The following is a 26,671-nucleotide window of genomic DNA, read 5'->3' on the forward strand; positions in this document are numbered from 1 at the left end:
CGGTAAAGACAGACAATCAAAAGAAAAGGCAGCATGGTTGGCTGCCTTTGTCATTTCCGGGTCAGGTGATCCAAACGATCCGCGATCAGGTGCCGAACCCGAAATCATCAGCATCAAGATCATCGGTATCATGGACGCCCATCAGGGTGACAGACGCATCATTGCCAAGTTCAATCACGACATTGCCATCGGTATCAAGATGCATGTCATTTTTGATCTGGTTGAAATTGCTGTAATTCCATTCCGACAGATTGATGATGTCCTCGCCCGGCGTGAAGTCGGTGATGATGTCGTGACCGTTGGTTTTGCCGATCTCGAATTCATCCCAGCCCGAACCACCGGTCAGGGTATCGTCACCGGCACTGCCATACAGTCGGTCGTTGCCTGCACCGCCCAGAAGCACATCGTCACCCGAATTGCTCCAGAGGATGTCATTGCCGTTGCCACCATCCAGCGTAACATTGTCATAGGTTTCATAGGAGCTGGTCAGATCGATGATGTCATCGCCATCACCGGCCTCGATCACCTCGATATTGCGGATGCGCGGCGAAATGCCCGGATCGCTGACCGTATCGGCAAGGAATAGCGCGTCATTACCGCTGGTCAGTTTCAGGGTATCGGTGCCATCGCCACCTTCGAAGATGTCATTCGACTGGTTATAGCCGTTCAGATTGACATATTCGCCAGTCCCGGAATCGCCACTGTAATCATGGCCCCAACCGTTACCGTGATGGCCGGTATGGCCCCAGCCGGTATTGTTGTCATGGCCGTCTTCGCCCGGCGCGCCATCATTAAGCGCATGCCAGTTCGAGCTCCAGGTGTCGTCGGCATTGTATTGCAGAACGTCATCACCCGCACCACCATTCAGGATGTCGATCCCGGCACCACCGGCAAGAGTGTCATTGCCCGCACCACCCCAAAGCGTGTCGTTGCCTTCGCCGCCATCAAGGACGTCGTCACCGGCGTTGCTCCAGATGATGTCATTGCCGGTTCCGCCAAGAACTGTCACATCGCCATAAGACTGGGTTTCGCTGGTCAGGTCGACGATGTCGTCGCCATTACCGGCATCGATGACTTCGATATTCGAAATGCGCGGCGAAACGCCCGGATCGGTGATCTTGTCGTCAAGGAACAGGGCATCATTGCCGCTGGTCAGGGACAGGGTATCGGTCCCATCGCCACCGTCGAAGATATCCTGCGAACGGGTATAGCCTTGCAGATTGATCTGTTCGTTGGTGCCGTCCATATCCGGATCGCCGACATTCTTTGCGGCATAGCTGCCCGACCAGGTCGCGTCTTTCTGATATTCGATGACGTCATCACCGGCACCGGCATCGATCAGATCGCTGCCCGATCCGCCATTGATGACGTCATTGCCATCGCCCCCCCAGATGGTGTCATTACCGCCATCGCCGCCCAGAACGTCATCGCCCGACAGGCCCGACAGCAGGTTCGCACCGTCATCGCCAAACAGATAATCGTTGAAGTTCGACCCGATCAGATCTTCGATCGAAGACAGAACGTCATATCCGTCACCACCAACGGCGGTACCGTTTTTCAGGCTGACACCAACCGCGGATGTTGCATTGGCATAGCTTGCGGTATCGCGGCCCGATCCACCCGAAAGGGTATCGTTGCCCTGACCACCCATCAGGGTGTCATTGCCGCCATCACCATAAAGCTTGTCATCGCCCGATCCGCCGAACAGGGTATCGTTGCCTTCGCCGCCCCACAGGCGGTCGTTGTTTTCGCCGCCATCCAGAACGTCGTTACCGTCCCCGCCAAGGATCGAGTCATCACCGGTGCCGCCGTTGATCACGTCATTGCCGGCTTCGCCATACAGCCTGTCCTGACCCTGACCGCCCAGCAGCGTATCGGCCCCGTTTCCACCCCAGACGCGGTCATCACCCGACCCGCCATCCAGCGTATCGTCGCCTTCGCCGCCGGTGATGCTGTCCTGACCGCTGCCGCCGTCGATAAAGTCATTACCGCCGTCACCATACAGCTTGTCGTCGCCATCACCGCCATAAAGGCTGTCATTGCCATCCATGCCCGACAGCGTGTCCTGACCATTCAGGCCAAAGACGGTATCGTCACCCGCAAGGGCGGCAATCGTGTCATTGTTGCTGGTGCCATACAGGACATCGTCATAGGGCGTCGGCCCGGTCGAGGCTTCGACACCGACAAACATGTTCGCATTAAGATCGCTAATCGCGACACCCAGCAGGGTCAGGGTACCCTGACCATTCAGGTTGATAACGGTGTTGCCATTGACCTCGGACATCAAGCTGCGCAACTCGGCCCAGTTATCAACATCAAGCGCAGACAGATTGATCTGGTCACTTGCCCGATTGAAATCGGTGACGACCTTGTCGCCGGAATTATCCGATACGATGATCTGATCCGAACCGGCGCCACCGGTATAGGTATCGTTGCCAGCCCCGCCATCAAGCGTATCGTTGCCGTCCCCGCCCAGCAGCGTGTCGTTACCGGCATCGCCCGACAGGGTGTCGCTTCCGATACCGCCTTCGAGCAGGTCATTGTCATTTCCGCCCGACAGGACATCATTGCCGCTACCACCCGAAAGGGTATCGGCGCCATCGCCGCCAGAAATGACATCATCACCCGCTTCGCCCGAAAGCTGGTCATCACCGGCCGCGCCATAGATCGTATCGGTATCATCACCGCCGGTGACAACATCGTCGCCATCCATCGCATCGATGAAGTCCGAACCGCCACCGCCGGAAATCACATCGTTGCCCGATCCACCGATCAGGGTGTCATTGCCCGCACCACCCGCGATCACGTCATGGCCGTCATTACCATTCAGGCTGTCGTCGCCATCGCCACCGTCAATCACGTCATTGCCGTTGCCGCCCGAAATCGTATCGTTCCCGGCACCACCCGACAGGTTATCGTCGCCGTCATTGCCAAGGATGGTGTCATTGCCATCCCCACCATCGACCACGTCATTCCCGGCAAGCGCATCGATATAATCATCTTCGCTGGTGCCCAGCAGGACATCATCAAACGGCGTCGCGCCAACAGGGCCTTCGATGCCGACAAACATATCGGACGTGACTTCGTTCAGGCGCACACCCAGCAGCGTGACCGAGCCATCCGGGCCCAGATCGATCACGGTATTGCCATTGACCTGACTCAGACGCGGGGCCAGTTCGGACCATTCGGAAATGCCAAGGGCATCAAGGGAAATCTGATCAACGCTTGTGTTGAAATCGGTAACAACCTTGTCGCCGACAAGGCTTGTGACCTTGACCAGATCGGCACCCGACCCGGTCGAGATCCGGTCATTCCCCGATCCGCCATCCAGCGTATCGTTGCCATCGCCGCCCACAAGGCTGTCATTACCAGCCCCACCGTCAAGCGTGTCGTCGCCTTTTTCGCCGTTCAGATAATCGTTGCCATTGCCACCGATCAGGGTATCGGCGCCATCGCCGGTCCAGATCGTGTCATTGCCTTCGCCGCCATCGACTGTATCGGCACTGACATCGGCTTCGACATTGTCAAACGTATCGTTGCCATCGCCCAGATCGACAACGTTGTTCTGGCTGTTGCCATAGACATAGTCATCATGCGCCGACGCAATGACGCGTTCGAAATTGGCAAGAATATCGCCCGCGGCATCACCGCCAAACGCACGGCCACCTTCGCCCGGTGCTCTGGCATTGCCATCGGTATCGCCAAGATAAATCTCGACCCCGGCGCTTGAACCCTCATAGCTGATGGTATCAATGCCATCGCCACCATCAAGCGTATCGGCACCCGCACCGCCTTCGATGGTGTCATCCCCGGCACCGCCCGAAAAGACGTTATCGCCATCCGATCCGGTAATGTCGTCATTGCCCGCCGATCCGATGACATTTTCAAAACCGGAAATAGTGTCGTTGCCGGTTTCGGCACTGCTTGCGGTACCGGCCGACAGATCGACCGTGGCACCACTTGCCGCCTGTGTCAGGTCAAGGGTATCGGTGCCCGCACCACCCGAAAGCGTATCATTCCCGGCACCGGCGATAATGGTGTCGTTACCGGCCCCGCCATAAACGGAGTCATCACCCGCACCGCCGTCCAGAACGTCATCACCATCCGCACCAGACAGGACGTTTGCCCCGCTCGATCCGATAAGCGTATCCGCCCCCGCCGTGCCCAGAACATTCTCGAAGCCGGAAATGGCGTCCGTACCGGTGGCATCGCTGCTTGCGGTGCCGGTCGACAGGTCAACCGTCACACCATTGGCGGCAGCGAAATCAAGGGTGTCGGTGCCATCACCACCGGCAAGGATATCGTTGCCCGCACCGGCAACAACCGTGTCATCACCCCTACCCGCATCAACCGTATCTGCACCGGCACCTGCGGTGATGACGTCATTGCCATCGCCCGCCAGAATAACGTCGTCGCCCGCCCCGGCATCAAGGGTATCGTTACCAGCACCCCCGTCCAACGTATCATTGCCTGCCCCGCCATAAAGGCGATCAGCACCGTCGCCGCCAGTCAGGATGTCATCACCATCGCCACCATCGAGCATGTCGTTGCCGATACCACCATCAAGGGTATCGTTGCCGCCATTGCCGATCAGGCTGTCATTGCCCGCACCGCCCGAAAGCAGGTTATCGCCATTCGATCCGGTCAGGGTGTCGCTGCCGCCCGAACCAATCAGGTTTTCAATGCTGGTCAGGGTGTCTTCTTCGCCATTGGCAAGCTGTGCGGTACCGGTTGCAAGGTTCGCACGAACCGCCGCGGCCGAATTGCTGTAATCCGCCGTATCGTTGCCATCACCACCGCGCAGCGCATCATTCCCGGCACCACCCGAAAGGGTGTCATCACCAGAACCGCCATCCAGCGTGTTGTTCTGCGCATCCCCCCTGATGATGTCATCATGGGCAGATCCGACAACGTTTTCGACCCAGTAGATGCCGTCATTCCCGGCACCACCCGTTGCGGTGTAATTGGCCAGATCGACATTCACGCCCGATGCCGCGTCGTCATAGGTCACGGTATCGATGTCACCACCTCCATGGATGATATCGTCGCCTTCACCACCGCGAAGCGTATCGTTACCCGCACCACCGATCAGCGTATCATTGCCTTCGGCACCATCAAGGACATCACGGCCATAACCACCATCAAGATAGTCGTCACCCGCACCGCCATAAAGATTGTCGTCGCCAAGTTCGCCATTGATGCGGTCATTGCCTTCATTGGCCCAAAGCGTATCGTTGCCGCCGCCACCATTGATGGTGACATCGCCATAGGCAATCGTATCGCTGGTCAGATCGACAACGTCATTGCCTTCGCCCGCGTTGATAACCTCGACGCCGTCAAGGCGCGCGCCGTCGGTGACAGTTTCTTCGACCACCGCATCAAAGGTGATGGAACGCACGAAATAGTCGCTGCTGTCACCACCCGATGAACCATCGGCGTAAGGTTCGCTTTCGAAGGCGAGGTAACGGAATTCAACCGGATTGCCGAGACTGTCGGTAACACTGATCGTTGCCGTGCCGACACCGCCACTGGTGTAACTGATCGTGCTTTCGTCAAGCACACCCGATGCCACCAGATTGCCATCGGCATCAAAGGCCTGCCACGAACCGACTTCGCCGCCATGTTCGGCCGCGATCAGGTTGGAAACCTGAACCTTGGCATTCCGCGCATTGGCACCAAGATCGACAACAACGGCTTCGCTTTCGCCGGTATTGCCATTGTGGTTGATCTGGCTTCCGGCCGGTGAACCGCCGTTATTGCCAATACCGTTGCCATCAAAGGTCACGGTGTCATCGGCCGCGGCAAGGTTCAGTTTGCCGTCTTCACCGACATAGGATGTGCCAAAATCAAAGGCATAAAGATTTGCATCCGACCATGCGGCCTGCACGGCACCCGATGATGCCGAATCCGTCAGGCCCAATGTCCGGGTTTCAATCGTGCTACCCGTCGTCTGGCCATCGCCCAGTTTGCTGCCATCAAGGATCAGCGCATCACTGCCACCGGTCAGGTTCAGGGTATCGGTACCATCACCACCGACAAAGGTATCGTCCGAGATGTTCTTGCCACCGATATCGGCAAGATCGCCGGTACCATCGACGCCCGGGCTGCCGGTATTTTCGGTGGTGTCACCGCTTGCGCCCGTGCCATCGGCTTCAAAGTTCAGGACATCGTCGCCAGATCCACCATCAAGGGTGTCGTCACCCGATCCACCCGAAAGCGTATCCGCACCATCGCCGCCACTCAGTTCATCATTGCCGGTGCCGCCGCCAAGCGTATCCGAACCGGTCCCGCCATCGACCGTGTCATCGCCCGAACCACCCGTCAGGGTATCGTTGCCCGCACCACCATCAATCGTGTCATCACCGGCACCACCATCGACAACATCGTCACCGGCAAGGGCATCAATGACATCATCGCCATCGCCGCCGGTCAGGCTGTCGTCATAAGGCGTCCCGCCATCGGTAACCCCGGTGAAATCATCGGCTGAAAGATCAAGCGGATTGACACCTTGCAGCGTGATCGTGCCGCCGGACGGCAGATTGATCACCGCATCACCAAGCGAATTGCCGGTGATCAGATCACGAAGCTGGGTCCAGGTTTCAATGCCCGTGCCATCAAGGGTCAGCTTGTCGGTCCCGACTTCAAAGTCGGTGACAACATCATCATCGGTGCCATCGGCAAAGATAAAGCTGTCATTGCCAGCCCCGCCCGAAAGCGTATCGTCGCCAGCCCCACCATCAAGGGTGTCGTTACCCGCTCCTGCGGCCATGACGTTATTGGCGTCCGATCCGGTCAGTTCATCATAGCCCGAACCGGTTGTGACATTTTCAAAGTTCGAAATGCTGTCCGAACCGGTTTCCACCGATTGCGCCGAACCTGCTGCCAGATTGACCGTGGCACCATTGGTTGCGTTGCGCATGTCGATGGTGTCATTACCCTGGCCACCATCAAGACTGTCATCACCGGCACCCGCGATAACCGTGTCATCGCCCGCACCGGCATCGACATAGTCACTGCCTGCACCATCAGACACGACATCATTGCCGTCACCGGCCACGATCCGGTCATTGCCATCGGCACCGTCAATCGTATCGTTTCCTGCGCCGGACGATATGGTGTCATCGGCGGAACTTCCGGAAATCGTATCGTCACCAGCACCCGTAACGACCTGTTCAAAGCCCGAAATGGTATCAGAACCGGTTTCCGTGCTGCTTGCCGTGCCATTTTCAAGATCAATGACGGCCCCGCCATCGGCATTGGTCAGATCAAGCGTATCGGTGCCATCGCCACCGGCAAGAATATCATTCCCGGCATCACCGATAACGCTATCGTCACCCGCACCGGCATCGACCGTATCATTGCCATCACCCGACGAAATCACATCGTTGCCGTCACCCGCAGCAATCACATCATCGCCAGAACCCGCCGCGATATCGTCATCACCCGCCCCGGCGTCAATCACGTCACTGCCAGAACCCGTATTGATATGGTCATTGCCATCACCGGCAAGGACGCTGTCATCCCCGGCACTGGTCCAGATGGTATCGTTGCCAGCCCCGCCATCAACCGTGACATCGCCATAGGAATGCACCTGGCTGGTCAGATCGACAACGTCATCACCGTCGCCGGTTTCAATGATTTCAACGCCACTGATTGACGGATTGGCAGCACCATTTTCATGATCGCGATCCAGAATGATCGCATCACCGCCCGACGTGCCCACCAGCGTATCGATGCCGTCACCGCCATCATACTGATCATCACTGACGCCAAGCCCGTCAAGATCGGCAATTTCGCCGGTGCCATCGACACCCGGACTGCCCGCATGATCGGTGGTATCACCCGATTGGCCGGTGCGATCCGCGCCAAATTCCAGAACGTCATCACCCGCACCACCGGCAAGCGTATCCGTGCCAGGCCCGCCGATCAGGGTGTCGTTGCCGTCACCACCGTCGAGCGTGTCATCACCATCCCCGCCATCAACCGTATCGTCCCCGGCACCACCACCAACAGTGTCGTTACCAGCACCACCACCGACGGAATCATTACCATCACCGCCATCGACCGTGTCATTACCGTCGCCACCGTCGACCGTGTCGTTACCGGCACCACCGCCAACACTGTCATCGCCCGTGCCGCCACCAACGGAATCATCTCCGTCGCCGCCATCGACCGTGTCATTGCCATCGCCACCGTCGACCGTGTCGTTACCGGCACCACCGCCAACGCTATCGTCGCCCGATCCGCCACCAACGGAATCATCACCGTCGCCGCCATCGACCGTGTCATTGCCATCGCCACCGTCGACCGTGTCGTTACCGGCACCACCGCCAACACTGTCATCGCCCGTGCCGCCACCAACGGAATCATCGCCTTCGCCGCCATCGACCGTGTCATCACCATCGCCACCGTCGACCGTATCGTTGCCATCACCGGCACCAACCGTATCGTCACCGCTGCCACCGCCAAGTGTATCATCACCCGGCGTTCCGACATTTTCGATTCCGGCAAAGTGATCCGGCGTCAGGTCGCCAACAGCAACACCCGAAAGCGTTACCGTGCCACCGGAAGGCAACGTGATCACCGCACCATCCGGACCATCGGACAGAATCGACTGCAATTCGGTCCAGCTTGTAACACCGATATCGGGCAGGGAAATCACATCGCTGGCAAGATCAAAGTCACTGACCAGATCGGCATCGCTGCCATCCTCAAAAACAAAGACATCCGCGCCATCGCCACCGGTCAGGGTGTCGTTGCCGTCACCTGCGGCCAATGTATCATTGCCCGCACCGCCCGAAAGGACGTCGTCGCCAGCCCCGCCATCGATCACGTCATCACCAGCACCACCATCAATCGTGTTGGCCGCATCATTGCCGGTAATGGTATCGGCATCTGCCGAACCGGTGACATTTTCGAAATTGGCAATCGTATCGGAACCGGTTTGCGCACCATTCGCCGTACCAGCGGCAAGATCAACCGTTACCCCGCCACTAGTGCCCGACAGATCAAGCGTATCAATGCCGTCGCCGCCATCAAGGTGATCGTTACCGGCATCAATCGAAACCGTATCGTTGCCTGCACCGGCATCAATCACATTGTTCGCGGCATTACCGGTGATGGTGTCATCACCATCCGTCGCGATCACATTTTCAAAGCCGGAAATGCTGTCCGAGCCAGTGGCATCGCTGCTTGCCGTACCATTGGCCAGATCAATTTCCGCGCCATTGGCCGCAGACATATCAAGCGTATCGGAACCGTCACCACCCGAAAGCGTATCATCGCCGATACCGGCCATGATCGTATCGTCACCGGCACCGCCCGCGATGATGTCATTCCCGGTTCCGCCATCAAGGATGTCGTTATCAGCACCCCCATCGATATTATCGGCACCCGCACCGCCCAGTATATTGTCAGAACCGGCACCACCAAGGATGACGTCATCACCATCATTGGCCCAAAGGGTATCGTCACCGGCACCACCATCAATCGTGACGTCACCGTAAGAATGCGTTTCACTGGTCAGGTCGACAACATCGTTACCCGCACCGGCATTGATGTTTTCAATATCCACAATCGACGGGTTGGCGGCACCGCCACCGGCGTGATCGCGATCCAGAATGATGGCATCATCACCGTCGCCTGCCTGCAGGGTATCGTTGCCTTCGCCACCGACAAAGCTGTCATCAGAAAGGTTTTTGCCACTGATATCGGCGACGTCACCGGTGCCATCCGTCGTCGGGCTGCCGACATGGTCGGTGGTTTCACCCGACGCCGCGACATGGTCCCCGTCGAAGGTCAGGACATCATCACCGGCCCCACCGTCAAGCAGATCGGCCCCGGCGCCACCGGCAAGGGTGTCGTTCCCTGCACCGCCCGAAAGGGTGTCATCACCCGCACCACCCGAAAGGATGTTATCGCCATCCGATCCCAGAAGGGTATCGTTGCCCGAACCACCGGTCGCCCCTTCGATATCGATCAGCGTATCGTTGCCATCGCCGGTCGTGCCGGTCCCCGCGGCCAGATCGACCACAACCGGATCGGTCCGATCCGAATAATCGGCGATATCGGTGCCATCGCCACCGACAAGGGTATCACTGCCGGTACCCGCCTGCAGGGTATCGTTACCCGCCCCGCCCAGAATGGTGTCATCGCCCGCACCACCGGCCAGCACATCATCCCCGGCACCGCCTTCGATCACGTTGTTGGCATCATCGCCCGAAATGGTATCGGCATGGTCGGACCCGATCACGGTTTCAAAACCGTCAATCACATCATTTCCGGCACCACCGGTTGCGGTACCATTGGCAAGGTCGACGGAAACGCCTTCTTCGGCCCCTTCGTAGGACAGCGTATCATCGCCTTCGCCGCCAATCAGGGTATCGTCGCCGCCATTGCCATAAACTGTGTCGTTGCCTGCGCCGCCATCCAGGATATTGGCGTTTTCATCGCCGATCAGGATATCGTCGCCATTCCCGCCGATGACATTTTCGATGCTATCAAGGGTATCGTTTCCGGCTTCACCGGTTGCGCTACCTGTGCTCAGGTCAATGGTGACACCTTCGGATGTGTCGGAATAATCGGCGGTATCGTTACCGTCACCGCCATTCAGTTCGTCATCACCGGCACCACCGGTCAGGGTATCATTGCCCGCATCACCATTGATGACATCATCCCCGGCACCGCCATCAACAACATCGTCACCGTCCAGTGCATTGATTTCATCGCCAAGCTGGCTGCCCTGCAGGACATCGTCAAATTCGGTGCCGTTGATCGCGACATAACCAAAGAAGTTTTCAGGACCAAGGTCCTCGACCGAAATACCTTCAAGCGTGATGGTTTCACCGGGTGCCAGATTTATAACGGCATTCCCATCAGCATCATTAAACATGCGATCTTCAAGATCGCTGTATGTTTCGATACCATATGCAGACAGATCGACAACGTCTTTGGACGGATCAAAATCGGTAACGGTGTCACTGCCACCACCCGGCGCAACAACAACCACATCCTCGCCTGCACCCGTGATGACGATGTCATCGCCCGCACCGCCGGACAATGTATCGTTACCCGAACCGCCATCAAGCGTATTGACGCCATCCGAGCCAATCAGCGTATCGGCAAAATCGGTTCCGACAACATCTTCGATATTCAAGATGACATCGTTGCCCGCGGTACCGCTGGCATATTTATTCATCAGATCGACGACAACCGGACCATTCACATTCGAATAATCGACCGTGTCGTGATAACCGCTTTCGCCATCAATGATATCGTCCCCGGAGTCCCCCATGATCCGGTCGTCGCCAGTACCGCCAAGAAGAATATCATCCCCATCGCCACCAGATAGCGTGTCATCATCAGCACCAGCAACAATGACGTCGCCACCGTCTCCGCCGGACAGCGTATCCTGCCCCGTGCCACCATCAATCTTGTCGTTACCAGCACCACCTTCGACAACGTCATTACCATCGCCAGCAACAATGGTGTCATCCCCGCCACCGGCGATGATAGTGTTTGCGTCTGCATTGCCAACGATATTGTCGGAGAAATCCGTCCCGACGACGTTTTCGATACTTTCAAGAAAATCATTGCCCGCGCCAGAACCGGAACGGTTTGCCAGATTGACATCAATACCCTGATTTGTGGCGCTGTAATCTACCGTATCGCTGCCTGCACCACCGACGATGTGGTCATCACCCAGTCCGGCAAAAATGGTATCATCCCCGTCAAGCCCGAGAATGGTATTGTTTCCGGCATCATCGTAGAACACATCGTCAAACAGCGTGCCGGTAACATTCTCGATGCTTTCAAGTCTATCATTGCCGTCCGCACCGGCAACGCTACCCGCACCGATATCGGCAACAATCGCCCCACTACTTGTGGAGTAGTCAGCCGTATCCGACCCGTCACCGCCGACAAGCGTATCGTCGCCCGCTTCGCCAGCCAGAACATCGTCACCGGTATCGCCATAAAGCGTATCGTTACCATCACCACCGATAAGACGATCATCGCCGTCACCGCCATGGACAACATCATCACCGCCAAGCGCATTGATAACATCGTCGTTCACGGAGCCCGGCATATCATCATTTTCGCCCGTACCAAGACGAACGTCGACACCGCTGAAATTACCACTTTCCAGCATTTCAGGACGAACATCATTCAATGTGACGCTGTCGCCGGTGTCGAAACGAATGACGACATCACCCGCGTCGTTGGTATCAAACAACAGCTTCAGGGCATCAAACCCCGCAATGTTGAAGCCGGTCAGATCCAGAACATCGGTAACCGGATCAAAATCCGTGACAACATCATTGCCGCTACCGGGGCCAAAAACGATCCGGTCATTACCCTTACCAGTCGAAAGGGTATCGTCGCCTTCGCCCCCGCGGAACGTATCGTTTCCTTGACCGCCAAGGAAAATATCGTTGCCTTCGCCACCGACGAAGGTGTCGTTGAAATCAGAACCCTCGACGATTTCAATACCGTCAAGGCTATCTGTCCCCTCGTTCGCAGATACGACGGTTCCCGCATTCATATCCACAATGACCGCGCCGGTTGCATCGGCGTAGGATGCCGTATCCTGACCAGATCCGCCTTTCAGGACATCATTACCCGCACCGCCGACAAGCACATCATTGCCCGCACCGCCATCAAGCGTATCGTCGCCGTCACCGCCAAAGACGGTATCATCCCCCGCACCGGAGTTGACCGTATCATCCCCCGCGCCGGTTTTGATCACATTGTCATTTTCATCACCGGTAACGCTGTCTTTACCGGCACCGGTCAGGATGTTTTCAATATTTGCAAAGCTGTCAATTTCATTGCCAGTCGTGGCCTGCCCCGCCACCATATCGACGACGCTGTCATCTGTCAGATCAGACAGATCAAAAGTATCATTCCCGTCGCCACCGTCGATAACGTCATTGCCCAGACCACCGCGGAGCGTATCGTTACCCTCGCCCCCCGAAAGGACGTCATCACCGGACCGTCCATCGACGAAATCGTTACCCGCACCCGCTGCAATCGTATTTGCGCCAGCATCACCCAAAAGCTCATCAGAAGCGGTCGAGCCGACAATGTTTTCAAAATTCCGGATAACGTCACTGTCCGAACCACTTGCTTGTCCGGATTGAAGATCAACACTCACACTACCTGTCGACGACGCATAAGAAACGGTATCTTCGCCGCTGCCGCCATCAAGTGTGTCACGACCAGCTCCACCTTCTATGGTGTCATTGCCAGCCCCGCCCATCAGATGATCGTTGCCAGCCCCACCGGTCAAAATATCATTCCCGGCGCCGCCATCCACACTTACTGCATTGTTTCCGGCGGCAAATACATCGTCAAAATCGGATGCAATGATACTCTCAAAACCACTGATCATGTCGGTTCCGATATCGGCACCACTTGCCGTACCGACATCAAGATCAATGTTCAGACCAGACCCGGAACCGCTATAATCAAGGGTATCTTTTCCACGTCCGCCATCAAGGACATCATTTCCGGCATCGCCATAAACGGTATCATCACCATCACCTGCAGCAATGGTGTTGTCATCGGTATCGCCCCTCAGTTCATCCGAATGCGATGAACCAATAATATTTTCGATATTCGCAAGGGTGTCATTACCGTCTGCCCCCGTCGCGGTTTCCGCACCAAGATCAACGGAAACGGATCCATCCGCCTGAGCATAGCTTACGGTGTCGCCCTCGGCACCACCGTCCAGAACGTCATCGCCACGGCCACCTATCAAGGTGTTTTCGCCGTCATCCCCGATCAGGGTATCGTCAAAATCACTGCCGATTACATTTTCGATATTTGCAAGCGTGTCGTTACCGTTCGCGCCAGTCGCCGTTCCCGCACCAATGTCAACGAACACCGCACCGTCAGCATCGCCATAGGTTGCGACGTCACGCCCCTCGCCGCCATCCAGAATGTCGTTTCCTGTGCCGCCAAGAAGAGTATCGTCCCCTGATCCGCCTTCCAGGGTGTCATCGCCAGCGCCACCATCAAGATGATCGTCATCCATCCCGCCCAGAAGATGATCCTTCCCGCCCAGACCGCGCAAAGTATCGTCCCCGGCCTCGCCGGATAAGATATTGTCACCCTCATCACCGGAAATCCGGTCCTGCCCCTTGGCGCCAATAACGTTTTCAACGTCGATCAGAACATCATTGCCAACCGAAGAATCCGCTGTTCCCGCGGCCAGATCGACAGTTACGGATAAATTTTGACTATAATCTGCAGTATCATTGCCCACGCCACCATCCAGCGTGTTCTGGCCAGTGCCGCCTGACAGCGTGTCATCCCCGGCACCGCCATAGATGATATCGTCACCTCCGGCCCCGTCGATCGTATCATTGCCATCAAGACCATCGATTATTTCGCCAAATCCGCTGCCGACAATTGTGTCATCAGCTTCGGTCGCGCCGATGAATTTGATGTCGACAAAATGATCCGGGGTCAGGTCTTCGGGCGCAATGCCGGTTAATGTGATCTTGCTTTGTCCAAGGTCGATAACCGTCCCGCCGTTGCCGTTCGAGACAATCATCTTCCGTAAGGCTTCCCAGGTCGGAACACCAAAGGCCGAAAGATTCAGACGATCTGCAGAAAGATCAAAATCAGCAATGGTATCGACACCAGACCCGGGCGCGAACACGAAGGTATCAGCTCCTTCACCGCCAACCAGAAGATCGTTTCCGCCGCCGCCAATGATAAGATCATCGCCCGCACCACCTTCGAGCGTATTGGAAATCAAAGATCCGATGATCGTGTCATTGCCGTCAGAACCGATAACGTTTTCGATACCGTTCAGATGACTGGTTCCGCTCTCGGTCGTTGCAGAACCCTCGTCAAGATCGACCGAAACCCCACCATCGATACCATCATATGTAATGGTATCTTTGCCTGCACCGCCCAGAAGGCTGTCATTTCCGGCCCCTGCAATCAGGGTGTCATCGCCAGCACCACCATCGAGAAGATCATCCCCCGCGCCCCCTGAAAGGGTGTCGGCACCCTCTCCGCCCAGAAGAGTATTGTTTGCATCATTCCCGGAAATCACATCATCAAAGTCAGAACCCGTAACATTGTCGATGTTGGCAAGTGTATCGTTGCCCGCGCCACCCGACGCGTTACCTGCCGCCAGATCGACCTGCACCCCCGCAACGGCATCGTCATAAGCAACGGTATCATTACCATCACCACCATCGATCAGGTCATTGCCCAGACCACCAGAAAGCGTGTCGTCGCCTTCCCCGCCAAACAATGTGTCGTCGCCATCCATGCCAAGAATGGTGTCATTCCCGGCCAAACCATCGATGACATCACCAAGCGAAGTACCGATCAAAACATCGGCATTTTCCGTACCCTCAAGTGACCGAATGCCAACGAAATTCGAATATTTCAGCATATCTGGCGATATGCCGAGCAACGTCATGGTCGCATCGCCAAGCGAAATCGTCGTATTGCCCGCTTCATCAACACCGACCAACCCGGCAATATCGGAAAGCAAACCAACGCCATCGATCCCCTGAACATCAATCATATCCAGTTCCGGATCGAAATCAGTCACGGTGATCTGACCGTCGTTTGCGGAAATCACAAAGGTATCGCCGCCCGCACCACCGGTCAGCGTATCGTTACCGCCTCCACCGGAAAGCGTGTCATCACCGGCATCGCCAAGCAGGGTGTCGTCACCGGCACCGCCAAGCATAACGTCGTTACCAGCGCTACCCTTGATCGTTTCGAAACCGTCAATCGTGTCAACAAAGGTGGAACTGGTAACGGTGCCTGCATCCAGATCAAAGGTAAGCCCGGTATTGCTCTGACCTGAGCCTTTTACTGACTCATAACTCAGAACATCGTTACCATCGTCACCCGATAGCGTGTCCGACCCAAAGCCGCCCAGAACAGTGTCATCACCCGCCCCTGCAGCAATGATATTGTCAGACGATGTACCTGAAATCACATCATTGCCATCACCGGTGACGACATTTTCAAATCCCGTAAATTCATCCGTCCCCATGCCGGATGCCGTTCCCGCCGCAAGATCAATCGTCATATCGGCAGAAAATTCGCTATAGTCGACGGTGTCGGTTCCTTCTCCACCGATGAAGGTGTCGTCGCCCCCGCTGCCAAGAACCGTATCGTCAGAACTTCCGGCATCTATAATATTTTTGCCACTGTCGCCGCGAATGATATCGGCTTGGCCCGAACCGGTCACATTTTCGATATTTTCCAGCGAAACAGTGCCGGACGCGTTTTTTGCGTATCCCGCGGAAAGATCAATCTCGACCCCACCCTGACCGTTGAAAAGGGCAGTATCGATACCGTCGCCACCGTCAAGCGTATCATCGCCACCACCACCGGTAAGTGTGTCATCGCCTGCACCGGTGGAAATATGGTTGTCATCGGCATTGCCAATCACCGTATCGTTGCCCGAACCGGTGACGATGTTCTCAATTCCGCTCAGACGATCCGTTTCACCGTCTGTCGTATCGTTGGCAACACCGCTTTCCAGATTGACGAATTGGTCGTTGATCTCTGCGCTGTAATCAACGGTGTCGATCCCGCTACCGCCGCCATAGCTGTCGTTCCCCGCCTCGGCAAAGAACATGTCGTTGCCATCGCCACCCGATAGGACATCATCGCCGTCACGCCCCACAAGCGTGTCATCACCGGTACCGCCAGACAGGGTATTTGTTCCGGCATCCCCCATAAGGGTGTCGTCGTATTCAGAACCGATAGCGTTTTCGATACGATCCAAAATGTCATTGCCATCGACACTGCTGGCCGTTCCGGCATCAAGATCGAGCGTCACACTACCGGTAGCGCGGGAATAATCGACGGTATCGTCACCCTCCTGCCCGCGAAGCGTATCGTTCCCGGCCCCGGCAATCAGCGTGTCATCACCAAAACCACCAGACAGAACATCGTTCCCGGCACCACCCGCAAGGATATCGTCACCATCATATCCGTATATCGCGTCATCGCCATCGGTTCCCTGCTGATCATCATTGTCATCAGACGCAAGGATTCGGCCAAAACCGCGGAAATTATCATGCGACAACTGGTCAACAGAAACGTTTTCAAGCGTCAGGACACCGTCATCACCAAAATCGATAACGGTGTTGCCGTTACCGTCGTCGGACATCATCGACTGCAAGGTCACAAAATCCGTGATACCGAGCCGCGCCAGATCGACCGTATCTTCTGCAACATCAAAGTCGGTAACGGTGTCGTTGCCAAATCCGACAGTCAGTTCAAAATCGTCTTCACCCGTCCCCCCGGTCAGGACATCGTCACCCGCCCCCCCGGTCAGCGTATCAACACCCGCCCCACCGATCAGGACGTTGTCTCCGGCATCACCTGTCAGGTGATCGTCGAAATCGGACCCGACAAGATTTTCAAACATCTGGACGACGTCGTTACCGGCAGCACCGGTTGCGATGCTTTTCGACAAATCAACAAACACGGCACCGGTTGCATCGGCATAGCTGGCTGTATCTATGCCATCGCCACCCTGCATGTGATCATCGCCCGCCCCGCCTTGCAGGAAGTCATTTCCATCCCCGCCTTGCAGAACATCATTGCCCGCTGCGCCATAAAGGGTGTCGTCCCCCTTGCCACCTTGCAGAACGTCGGCCCCTTCACCTCCATAAAGAGTGTCGTTGCCGTCACCGCCCTGTAAAATGTCGTCGCCCGCATTGCCAAGCAGGGTGTCATCCCCCGCCCCACCCTGAAGGGTATCCAGATCAGAAGACCCTTCCAGAACGTCATTGCCCGTCGTGCCTTCAACGATGATACCGTCATCGACGGGCTCCTGATCAGGCGGCGCGCTTTCCCCCACATTACCTTCGCCGGGGTTTTCCGGGGTGTCAGGGTTCTCTGCGCTATCATTGTCACCAGAAGTCTGATCTTCACCCGTCGTGCCGGATGTATCAGGGTCACCTTGGTCAATGTCTGCTTGACCGGTTTCACCGCCAACTGCTTCTTGCGAACCGTCTGCACCGGCCTGCGCGCTGTTATTATTGTTGTCCTGCTCACTCTGGGATGGCTGTTCTTCGCCGTCCGTGCTGTCATCCCCCTCACCCGACGCAGGCGTATCTTCATTCAGAACGTCTTCGCCCGCACCGTCCGAACCGCCAAGACTGTCATCTTCGGCACCGTCACCCGCGTTCGTTTCATTACCCGCCGCGTCCGAACCGGTTTCAGCCGGGGGTGTTTCCTGATCGGGCGGGGTTTCCCCGTCGATGACCTCATTCGGTAAACCATCGGAAGTCTCACCATCGGCTTCAGTCGAAGGGCCTTCTTCGGTTTCGGATGTTTCCGAACCGTTTTCTGCCGGGGCCTCTTCGCCTTCCGTTACCGGATCAGCCGAACCTTCCTCGGTTGTCTCCGCAGTATCGGTGCCATCCGCGCCATTTGAAGTTTCTTCACCAGATGCACCGGCTTCACCCGAACCATCACCCGATGCCGTGTCCTCGACCTGATCCGGCGATGTGTCATCAGATGCGTTATCGGATGCGTTATCGGATGCTTCATCCTGTGCACCGGTTTGCGTCTCACCCGTCTGCGGCTGATCCCCGCCGGTGGTCGATCCGGTTTCAGTTTCCTGCGAAGTGCCACCGGTTTCGTCGGCACCATCCGTCCCGTCACTGCCGGTTTCCGATCCCGTACCGGCATCGGATTCGGTATCAGACCCCGTTTCGGTGCCATTTTGATCGGTCGGGGTTGTTTCATCGACAGTGGTGTTCGGATCGGTTTCTTCATCCGCTCCGGCATCACCAGTGGCTTCATCACCCACACCCGAACCTGTGTCGGTTCCTGCATCGGCTCCTGTGTCGCCGGTTTCTTCAGCAATGGTGTCATCACCCGATCCACCAGATGCAGAATCATCGCCAGCCCCGCCATCGGTTTCCGACTGGGAACTGTCTCCACCGTTACCGGAAGAAGCCTGATCACCGGTTTCGTGATCGGTCGTATCACTGCCGGACGTATCAGTTTCGCCAGCCACCGGCCCCTCCGACGGGTCCGATGCCTCGTCGGTCGCGTCACCACTATCTGCCCCGGCAGTATCGCCGGTCGTTTCACCAGAAGCTTCGGTGTTCGCGTCCGTGCCGGTGTCAGTTGCCGTTTCACCGCCGGATGCATCGCCACTTGCCGTGCCGGAATCCGTGTTGCTGCCGGTTTCAGATGCGGCATCATCGCCGGTTTCAGTTTCTGTCCGGCTTTCGGTCGCGCCATTTTTCAGATCGACAACAACACCCTGTTCGGAGGTGCTGTAATCAAGGGTGTTGCGGCCCGCGCCACCGTCAATAGAGTCATTACCGCCACTGGTGCCAAAGGTATCGTCGCCTGCACCACCCAAAAGCGTATTGTTTCCGGCATCCCCGCGCAGAACATCATCGCCCGATGTCCCGGTCAGATTTTCGATATTGCCAAACGAAACGGTATCGTTGCCTGTCGCACTGCCTGCCGTACCGGTCGAAAGATCGGCCGTTACGGCATCATCCGAACCGTCAAATGACAGCGTATTGTTGCCAGAACCGCCATCAACAATATCGCCGCCGCCATTGCCCGAAATCACATCGTCGCCAGACGTGCCCTGGATAACGTCATCACCCGACGTTCCGTCAATGACGGTTGCGTCGCCCGACGACAGATCGCCGGAACTGTCCAGCGCGACATCGGTCAGTTTCGGGGCATCAACAAGGGTGATTTCGGAAAGCTGGGCAATGCTAATGCCCTTAAGCGTAAGCTGATCGCCGGACGCAAAGGTAATGACGACATTGCCCTGACCGTCATCCGAGGCGCGCGAAACCAGATCGGCCGCACTTTCAATGCCGAGATCGTCAAGGGCCAGATAATCTTCGCCAAGGGTGAAATCGGTGATGGTCGCCTGACCAAATCCGGCCTGCAAAACAAATGTATCGCGGCCTTCGCCACCCGTCATTTCATCCTGGCCCTCGCCCGGTACCAGGATATCGTCACCCGCACCACCGATCAGGGTGTTGTCGCCCGCATCCCCGATCAGGATGTCGTTAAACGACGTGCCGATGACGTTTTGAATATTGGTGAAGGCCTGCGTTGCAGGGGATTGTGAACCTGACGCGCCCGACGAACCGGAATCAGAATTACTCGCAACAGAGCTATCCTCTGCGCGGTCATCCAGCACCTGTTCGATATCAGCATCCGTTAAACCGGTGCCATCGTCCTGATTGGCGGGCGAAGCCAAGATTCTGCTCCCTACTTGGGATTAATTTTTCAATCCATTGAATACAGAAGACAAAGCGGCCTTCTATATACAGTAGTATAGACACCAATCAAGCACCCATCAACGGAAGATGCGCACTGGAATCGCTAAATTACATTTTTTTCATGTTTTCCCGCGATTTGAAAGGCGAAATTCGCCTCTGACAGAATCTGTCAGGTTGTATAGGGTAGGTAGAAAGACCCCGAATCGGGCTGGAAGACCTATTGTTCGCGGAATGCGCGATCAAAACTGTCGGTGATCGGAGCAAACAGATAGGCGAGAATCGTTCTGGCACCGGTGACGATTTCAAGCTGTGCTGCCATTCCCGGCGATAAAATCATGCCTTCATGTTCGGCAAGGCTTTCCGAATCGATTTCGATCATTGCCTGAAAATACGGGCGGCCTTCCGGGTCGGTCAGACGATCCGGCGACACATCCGCCACAACGCCCTTTACCGGCGCAAACCAGCGCTGGCTGAAAGCCGTCACCCGGATATTAACTTCAAGCCCCTCATGCACGACATCGATATCGTTCGGCGATACCCGCGCCTCGATCACAAGCTTGTCGTCCTGCGGCACGATTTCAAGCACTTGCGCACCGGGCGGGATCACTCCGCCAACGGTGGAAAACTGCAAATTGGTGACCGTACCGGAACGCGGTGCCTTGATGTCGGACCGCACCAGAATATCCTCGGCCGAGCGTAACCGTTCATTCAGGTCTGAAATCTCGCCCTGGATATCGCGAAGCTCGGTATTGATGGTTTGCAGATTATCGCGAGTCAGCTGGGCCTGACTGGATTTGACCTGTTGGATTTGTTGTTCGATGCGCGCGATATCGGCCGAAAACCGCCCGATATTACCAAGAACCTCGACCAACCGGCTTTCAAGCTGAAGCAGACGGGTGCGTCTGGCATAGCCAAGATCGACCATGGGTTTGACCATGGCAAGCTCCTCCTTGACGATACCAACCTGTTGTTCGGATGCGGTTTTCTGTTCCTGCGTGCCGATGATTTCGCGGCGCAGTTCCTTGATCCGTTCGTCATACAGTTCAAGTTCACCGCGAAACGCGTTCATGCGGCTTTGAAACAGGGTTTCCTGCGATTCAACAATCCCGGCATATTTCGGATCATAAAGCGGCGCGGGAAACTGGATTCTGTCCTTGCCGCCACGTTCGGCAATCAGGCGGGCCTGTGTCGCCAGCGCATTGAGATAGCGGTTGTTAAGCAGGTCATAACTGGCCCGCGCACGCGTATCGTCAAGCCGGATCAGGACATCGCCACCCTGCACACGCGCACCATTGCGCACCAGAATGTCACGAATGATCCCACCTTCAAGATGCTGAACACTCTGCCTGCCCGAAAACGGTGCGACCACGCCGCTTGCCGTTGCGGCGGAATTGATGCGCGCGGTTGCCGCCCACAAGAACACCGACCCGACACCCAGGATCAGGATCAGAAGGCCGATCCGCACCAGCGGTCTGACATCGGTTTCAAGTTCACGCGCGGTTGGAAGCTCCACCCCTGCCATCAGCCACCACCCTGTCTGCGACCAGCCGATCCCTCAACCACCCGAAGCTGTGGCGGGTCACTGCGTTTCGGGCGCGGGGCGGCGGCGGGCTGTTGTGCCGGGCTGCGCTCGCTGGTACGGCGCGCCTTGCGCGCCTCTTCACGGGCAGCGGCCTTTTTCGCCAGAACCTGTGCACGCGCTTCCTTGCGGCTGGCCTCAAGGGCGGCTTCGCGGGCGGTCTTGCGTGCGCTCAGTCTTTGTTTTTCCTGTTTTTCACGGGCAATGCGCATCCGTTCGACACGGTCGTCCGCTGTTGTTTCGGCCTTCTTGCGGGTGGCCGGGCGCATGGTCATCATGGTGCCACCCGGAGTCGGTTGCGGCACCATTTCGGTGCGCTCGATCCCGGCCTTTGCCCTGGCTTGTGTTGCACGCCCTGCCTGTGCGCGGGTTGGGGTCGGCATAATACCGGCGGGCAAAGGCGGCTGTTCCGGCGTCTGATTTTGCGCCGAATTCTTTTCAATGATCGGACGCGGTGCATCCGGGTTGGGCACGGCAATCCGTTTGGGCGTGATCCGCATTTGTCCATCACGCGCCGGTTCGGCAGCAGGCGATGCCACGGGTGCAGGTGGTGGCGCGATCATCTGATCGGCCTTGGCCCGCACCGGCACAACCTGAATCTGCCCATTGGCAAGGGCAAGGATCGCATCGGCACGCACCAGAATTTCGCGTTCGTGACTGACGATAAAGGTCGTAATCCCGGCCCGGCGCACGATATCAATCAGCGCGCTGATATGACCAACACCATTATCATCAAGGGCGGTTGTCGGTTCATCAAGCAACAACATACGCGGCCGCCCGAACAGCGCCGCGGCAAGGGCGATCAACTGTCGCTGCCCGCCCGAAAGGTTGCGCCCGCCCCGTTCAACCCGGGTTTCATAGCCATCGGGAAGATCAAGGATGAATTTATGTGCCCCGGCCAGTTCGGCGGCCTGAATGATGTCGCGCATTTCGGCATTGCCAAGACGGGCAATATTTTCGGCAATCGTCCCGGGAAACAGGAACGGGTTCTGCGACAGATAGCCGACCTGCGGGCCAAGTTCACCGCGATCAATACGCGATGCTTCGATTTCATCAAGCTTGACCGATCCCGATCCTGGCACCCAGATGCCCATGATCAGCTTCAAAAGGGCTGTTTTACCAACCCCGTTGAACCCGGCGATGGAAATCACCTGCCCCGGTCCGGCCTTGAAGGAAAATCCCTTGAACAGAACATTGCGGCTGCCCGGCGGGGCAAAAACCAGCCGATCGACCGTCACCGAGATACCGCGTCCGCGTGGCAGCGGCGCAGGTGTCGATTGACGTTTATCCAGAAGGATCTTGTTGAGCCGTTCGAACGAATTGCGCGCCGAATTCCAGCTGCGCCATGCCGAAACCGCGCCATCAAAGGGCGCCAGCCCGCGCATCCCCATGATCATGGAGGCCACCATGATCCCGATCGTGATGCTCTCGGACAGCACCAGATAGGCACCAACCCCGATAAAACAGACCTGCATGGCCAGACGGATGAAATGCGAAAGCGTGGTCGATGTTCCCACCCGGCGGCTGGCCTGACCTTCCCAATACAGGGCATCGGACTGGTCTGCCTGCCAGCGCTGGCGCGCGGCCGGAGTCATGCCCATGGCTTCCATCGCCTCGGCATTGCGGATATAGGTTTCTTCCTGCGCAATACCCCGGTTCTGGCTTTCTTCGGACCGGTCGACGGAAATCTTTGCCGCCGCCTCGTTCGCAATCGCGATCAGGATCAGGATCGTCGCCCCGGCACAGGCGACAAGCCCAAGCCGCGTGTCAAAGATGAAAACCACACCGATATAGACCGGGGCCCACATGAAATCGATCAGGGTAAAGGGCCCCGACCCGGTCAGGAACCCGCGCAGACCATAAAGATCGCGCAACGGTCGCTGGCGCATATTGTTGCCGCGTGCGGCCTGTTGCACGACATGGGCAAACAGATCCCCGCCAAGCCGAAGATCAAGTGCGGTGCCAACCCGGATCAAAAGGCGCGAACGCAACTGTTCCATCGACGCAATGAACAGCAGCACCAACGCGATGCCAAGCGTCAGAAGCAAGAGCGTATCGACACTGCGGCTGGAAAGGACACGGTCAAACACCTGCATCGAATAGATCGGGATGACCATGTTCAGCATATTGATGACCATGCTGAATCCGCCGACAAGGGCAATCGACCGCCAGAACACCCGTTCCAGCGGGGTGCGATCCCCTTCCCGTGTCGCGCCCGCCTTGCGGACCGACTGGATTTTGTCCAGCAGGGTCATTGTGTTCCTTCCCAAACCCCGTTCGCAGCAAATCTTGTATCACATCAAATATGGCGCACGCGCCAAGCGACCCGCGACAAACCTGTTACGAGCCACCTATCCGATTGCATAAGCACTATTCTAGGGCAACATATAAGGATGTGTTAACAAATTAAGGAACTTCAACGATTTGCGGGCAATAATACGCTGGTTCCGGCATTGCGGAATGCTGCGTTTTGCCGCGAATCCGAAAAAACATGCCCGAAGGCGGACATGCCGGAATTTCCGACAACCTGTTGGAAATCTTCCTTTTTCTCATTTGAATTGCGCCAACTCAAATCAGGCGGCGCGCGTTTGGCTTACCCTTGGAGCACGTCGCAAGGCAAAGGCAAAGGTACGTTGCCCTTGCCCTTAACATCTAAAAACATACCTTTTAAATCAGGGAAAAAGAATCGGGACACCCCATGGAAAACGAACCCTCAAGCCTGCCTGTCTTCCTGCAACGCTTTCTTGCCATCAGTCCGGGCGGCAATTCGCACACCTTCCCGTTAATGGCCTGCATGGCCGGGGTTCTGGCGACCTGCGCATGGATGCTCGGTGGATTATCCATGGCAATTTCGGCCGCGATTGCCGTTGCACTGATGCTTGTGCTTGCCCCGATGATATCCCCCGAAGTCCTGATGAAATTATTGCGCGCCCGCCCGCTGGATGCCGCTTCCTTCCCTGCCATTCACGAAATGGCGGCGATGCTGGCGCGCCGTGCGGGACTTGATTACCTGCCAAAGCTTTTCCTGCTGCCGGGCAAGGGGGTGAATGCAATCACCACCGGCACCGCCGAAGAAACGACCATCGCGATATCAAATGATGCCCTTCATACGCTTTCCCCGCGCCAGATGCGCGCCCTGCTGGCCCATGAAATCGCCCATGCATGGCACGGCGATACGCGCATCCTTCTGATGACCGACGTGCTGTATCGGGCCACATGGACCATTGCCCTGTTCGGATTGATGCTTTTCATTTTTGGCGATTTTGATCCGCCGAACTGGATGGTCATTGTCTTTGGCGTGGTCCCGACCGTAAGCTTCCTGTTGCAGCGCGCCGTGATCCGGGATCGTGAATTCATTGCCGATCACGGCGCAAGCGACCTGTTGAACGGCCCCGAAGACATGATCGAGGCCCTTTTGCATATCGATCAGATCAATCGCCGCCGTTTGCGCCTGATCCCTTATCGCAGCACGCAACCACCCTCATTGCTTGATACCCACCCACCGGTCAGCGCCCGCATCCGGGCATTGCGCGACCTTAAACCCGGCACGTGGCAGAAATTCTTTGAAAACCGGCGACCTCCCGGCACAAAATAGCCCAACCTGACAATAACCACGTGCTTCTTTCATGCCCCTCTCGCCCACGCCCGATCAGGAACTTGGTCCCTGCCCGATTTGCGGACGGATGATGATCGCAGGCGACAGTGTCGACCGCCATCACTGGACCCCGAAATCAAAGGGCGGCACGGATACCCAATGGCTGCACCGCGTCTGTCATCGCATGATCCACCGATTGTTTGACGAAACCACCTTGGCGCGCGATTTCGATACACCGGAAAAAATCATCGCCCATCCCGATATGCAGACATTCATCCGATGGATACGCAAAAAGCCCGTTGATTATATCGACTGGCCGGAAAATGCCGGACGATACGGACGCAATCGCCGCCGCAGCCGTTAAAATCACGAAAACACATAACAGGCCGATTGCATTTTGCAGCCGACATAAAGGTTTACCTTGGGCGACCGGGCCGATATACGGCCCCAGTTTTGCGGCGACAAACCGTGTTGCAATTGGCACTATGAAGACCAATCACCCCAAGAACGGACAAAGGAAACCAGATGCCAAGCCTCGACATGCTGAGCGAACTGATCCCGGCCTTTGTCACGTTATTTGTGATCATCGATCCGATCGGGCTGGTGCCGGTCTTCATCGTCCTCACACAGGGGACCGATACCAGACATCGCCGCCGCATGGCGATCCGGGCCTGTATCGCAAGCTTCCTGATCCTTGCCGCCTTTGCCGTTATCGGCGAAAGCGTGCTTGGCATTTTTGGCATACATATGCCGGCCTTCCGGATTGCCGGCGGAACGCTTCTGTTCCTGATCGCGCTTGAAATGCTGTTTGAACGCCGCAGCCAGAAACGCAACCAGCGCGCCGAACAGGTTCATCAGGAACTTGAAGACGAACACGAACTTGATCAGCAGATCACCGATGCCAAACCGGCGCAACCCGACGAAGAACCGGACGATATTTCAATCTTCCCGATGTCGATCCCCTTCCTTGCCGGTCCCGGTTCCATCGCAACCGTGATGCTGCTTATGGGAAAATATGAAGACAGCGTGGTGATGCAGGTCAGCGTCGTCGCGGTTGTCGGCCTTGTCATGCTCTGCGCGCTTACCATGTTCCTTCTGGCCAATCTGGTCGCCAAACGCCTGAGCCCGACAGTCGCGACCGTGATCTCCCGCCTGCTCGGCATGATCCTGGCCGCCCTTGCGGTCCAGTTCATCATTGATGGCATCAAGCAGGCGTTTTTCTGATCGACACCT

The 26,671-nt window shown here is 56.9% G+C and carries 6 protein-coding genes; 3 read left to right on the plus strand and 3 right to left on the minus strand.

Going from position 1 to position 26,671, the window contains the following annotated elements:
• Positions 1-85: 85 nt before the first annotated feature.
• The 3 genes from TH3_RS18390 to TH3_RS18400 all read right to left on the minus strand — a co-directional run bounded on the left by TH3_RS18390 (position 86) and on the right by TH3_RS18400 (position 24,098).
• Entirely contained in the window at positions 86-20,242 is a 20,157-nt protein-coding gene (locus TH3_RS18390) for a hypothetical protein (RefSeq protein WP_040060181.1), read from the minus strand.
• Between the two features lie 239 nt (positions 20,243-20,481).
• Positions 20,482-21,786 carry an HlyD family type I secretion periplasmic adaptor subunit gene (locus TH3_RS18395; RefSeq protein ID WP_007088890.1) on the minus strand — a complete coding sequence of 435 codons (1,305 nt, stop codon included), beginning with the start codon at positions 21,784-21,786 and terminating at the stop codon, positions 20,482-20,484.
• On the minus strand, positions 21,786-24,098 hold the full coding sequence (locus tag TH3_RS18400; RefSeq protein ID WP_007088889.1) for a type I secretion system permease/ATPase: 2,313 nt from the start codon (positions 24,096-24,098) through the stop codon (positions 21,786-21,788). Before TH3_RS18400 ends, TH3_RS18395 begins: the two co-directional genes overlap by 1 nt.
• Before the next feature lie 443 nt (positions 24,099-24,541).
• Between TH3_RS18400 and TH3_RS18405 the strand changes: the two genes are divergently transcribed.
• From TH3_RS18405 to TH3_RS18415, 3 genes are all read left to right on the plus strand, one after another.
• Entirely contained in the window at positions 24,542-25,438 is an 897-nt protein-coding gene (locus tag TH3_RS18405) for a M48 family metalloprotease (protein WP_007088888.1), read from the plus strand.
• A 31-nt stretch (positions 25,439-25,469) separates the two neighbouring features.
• Positions 25,470-25,802, plus strand: coding sequence for an HNH endonuclease signature motif containing protein (locus TH3_RS18410; RefSeq protein ID WP_040060184.1), 333 nt, complete (start codon positions 25,470-25,472; stop codon positions 25,800-25,802).
• Between the two features lie 161 nt (positions 25,803-25,963).
• Positions 25,964-26,662 carry a MarC family protein gene (locus tag TH3_RS18415; RefSeq protein WP_114093483.1) on the plus strand — a complete coding sequence of 233 codons (699 nt, stop codon included), beginning with the start codon at positions 25,964-25,966 and terminating at the stop codon, positions 26,660-26,662.
• Positions 26,663-26,671: the final 9 nt, after the last annotated feature.

Source organism: Thalassospira xiamenensis M-5 = DSM 17429, assembly GCF_000300235.2.
Classification (GTDB): Bacteria; Pseudomonadota; Alphaproteobacteria; order Rhodospirillales; family Thalassospiraceae; genus Thalassospira; species Thalassospira xiamenensis.

Bases quoted from the DNA above. Each gene is read 5' to 3' on its own strand.
- TH3_RS18405 (WP_007088888.1), top strand. From the start codon at position 24,542: ATGGAAAACGAACCCTCAAGCCTGCCTGTCTTCCTGCAACGCTTTCTT.
- TH3_RS18400 (WP_007088889.1), bottom strand. From the start codon at position 24,098: ATGACCCTGCTGGACAAAATCCAGTCGGTCCGCAAGGCGGGCGCGACA.
- TH3_RS18410 (WP_040060184.1), top strand. From the start codon at position 25,470: ATGCCCCTCTCGCCCACGCCCGATCAGGAACTTGGTCCCTGCCCGATT.
- TH3_RS18415 (WP_114093483.1), top strand. From the start codon at position 25,964: ATGCCAAGCCTCGACATGCTGAGCGAACTGATCCCGGCCTTTGTCACG.
- TH3_RS18395 (WP_007088890.1), bottom strand. From the start codon at position 21,786: ATGGCAGGGGTGGAGCTTCCAACCGCGCGTGAACTTGAAACCGATGTC.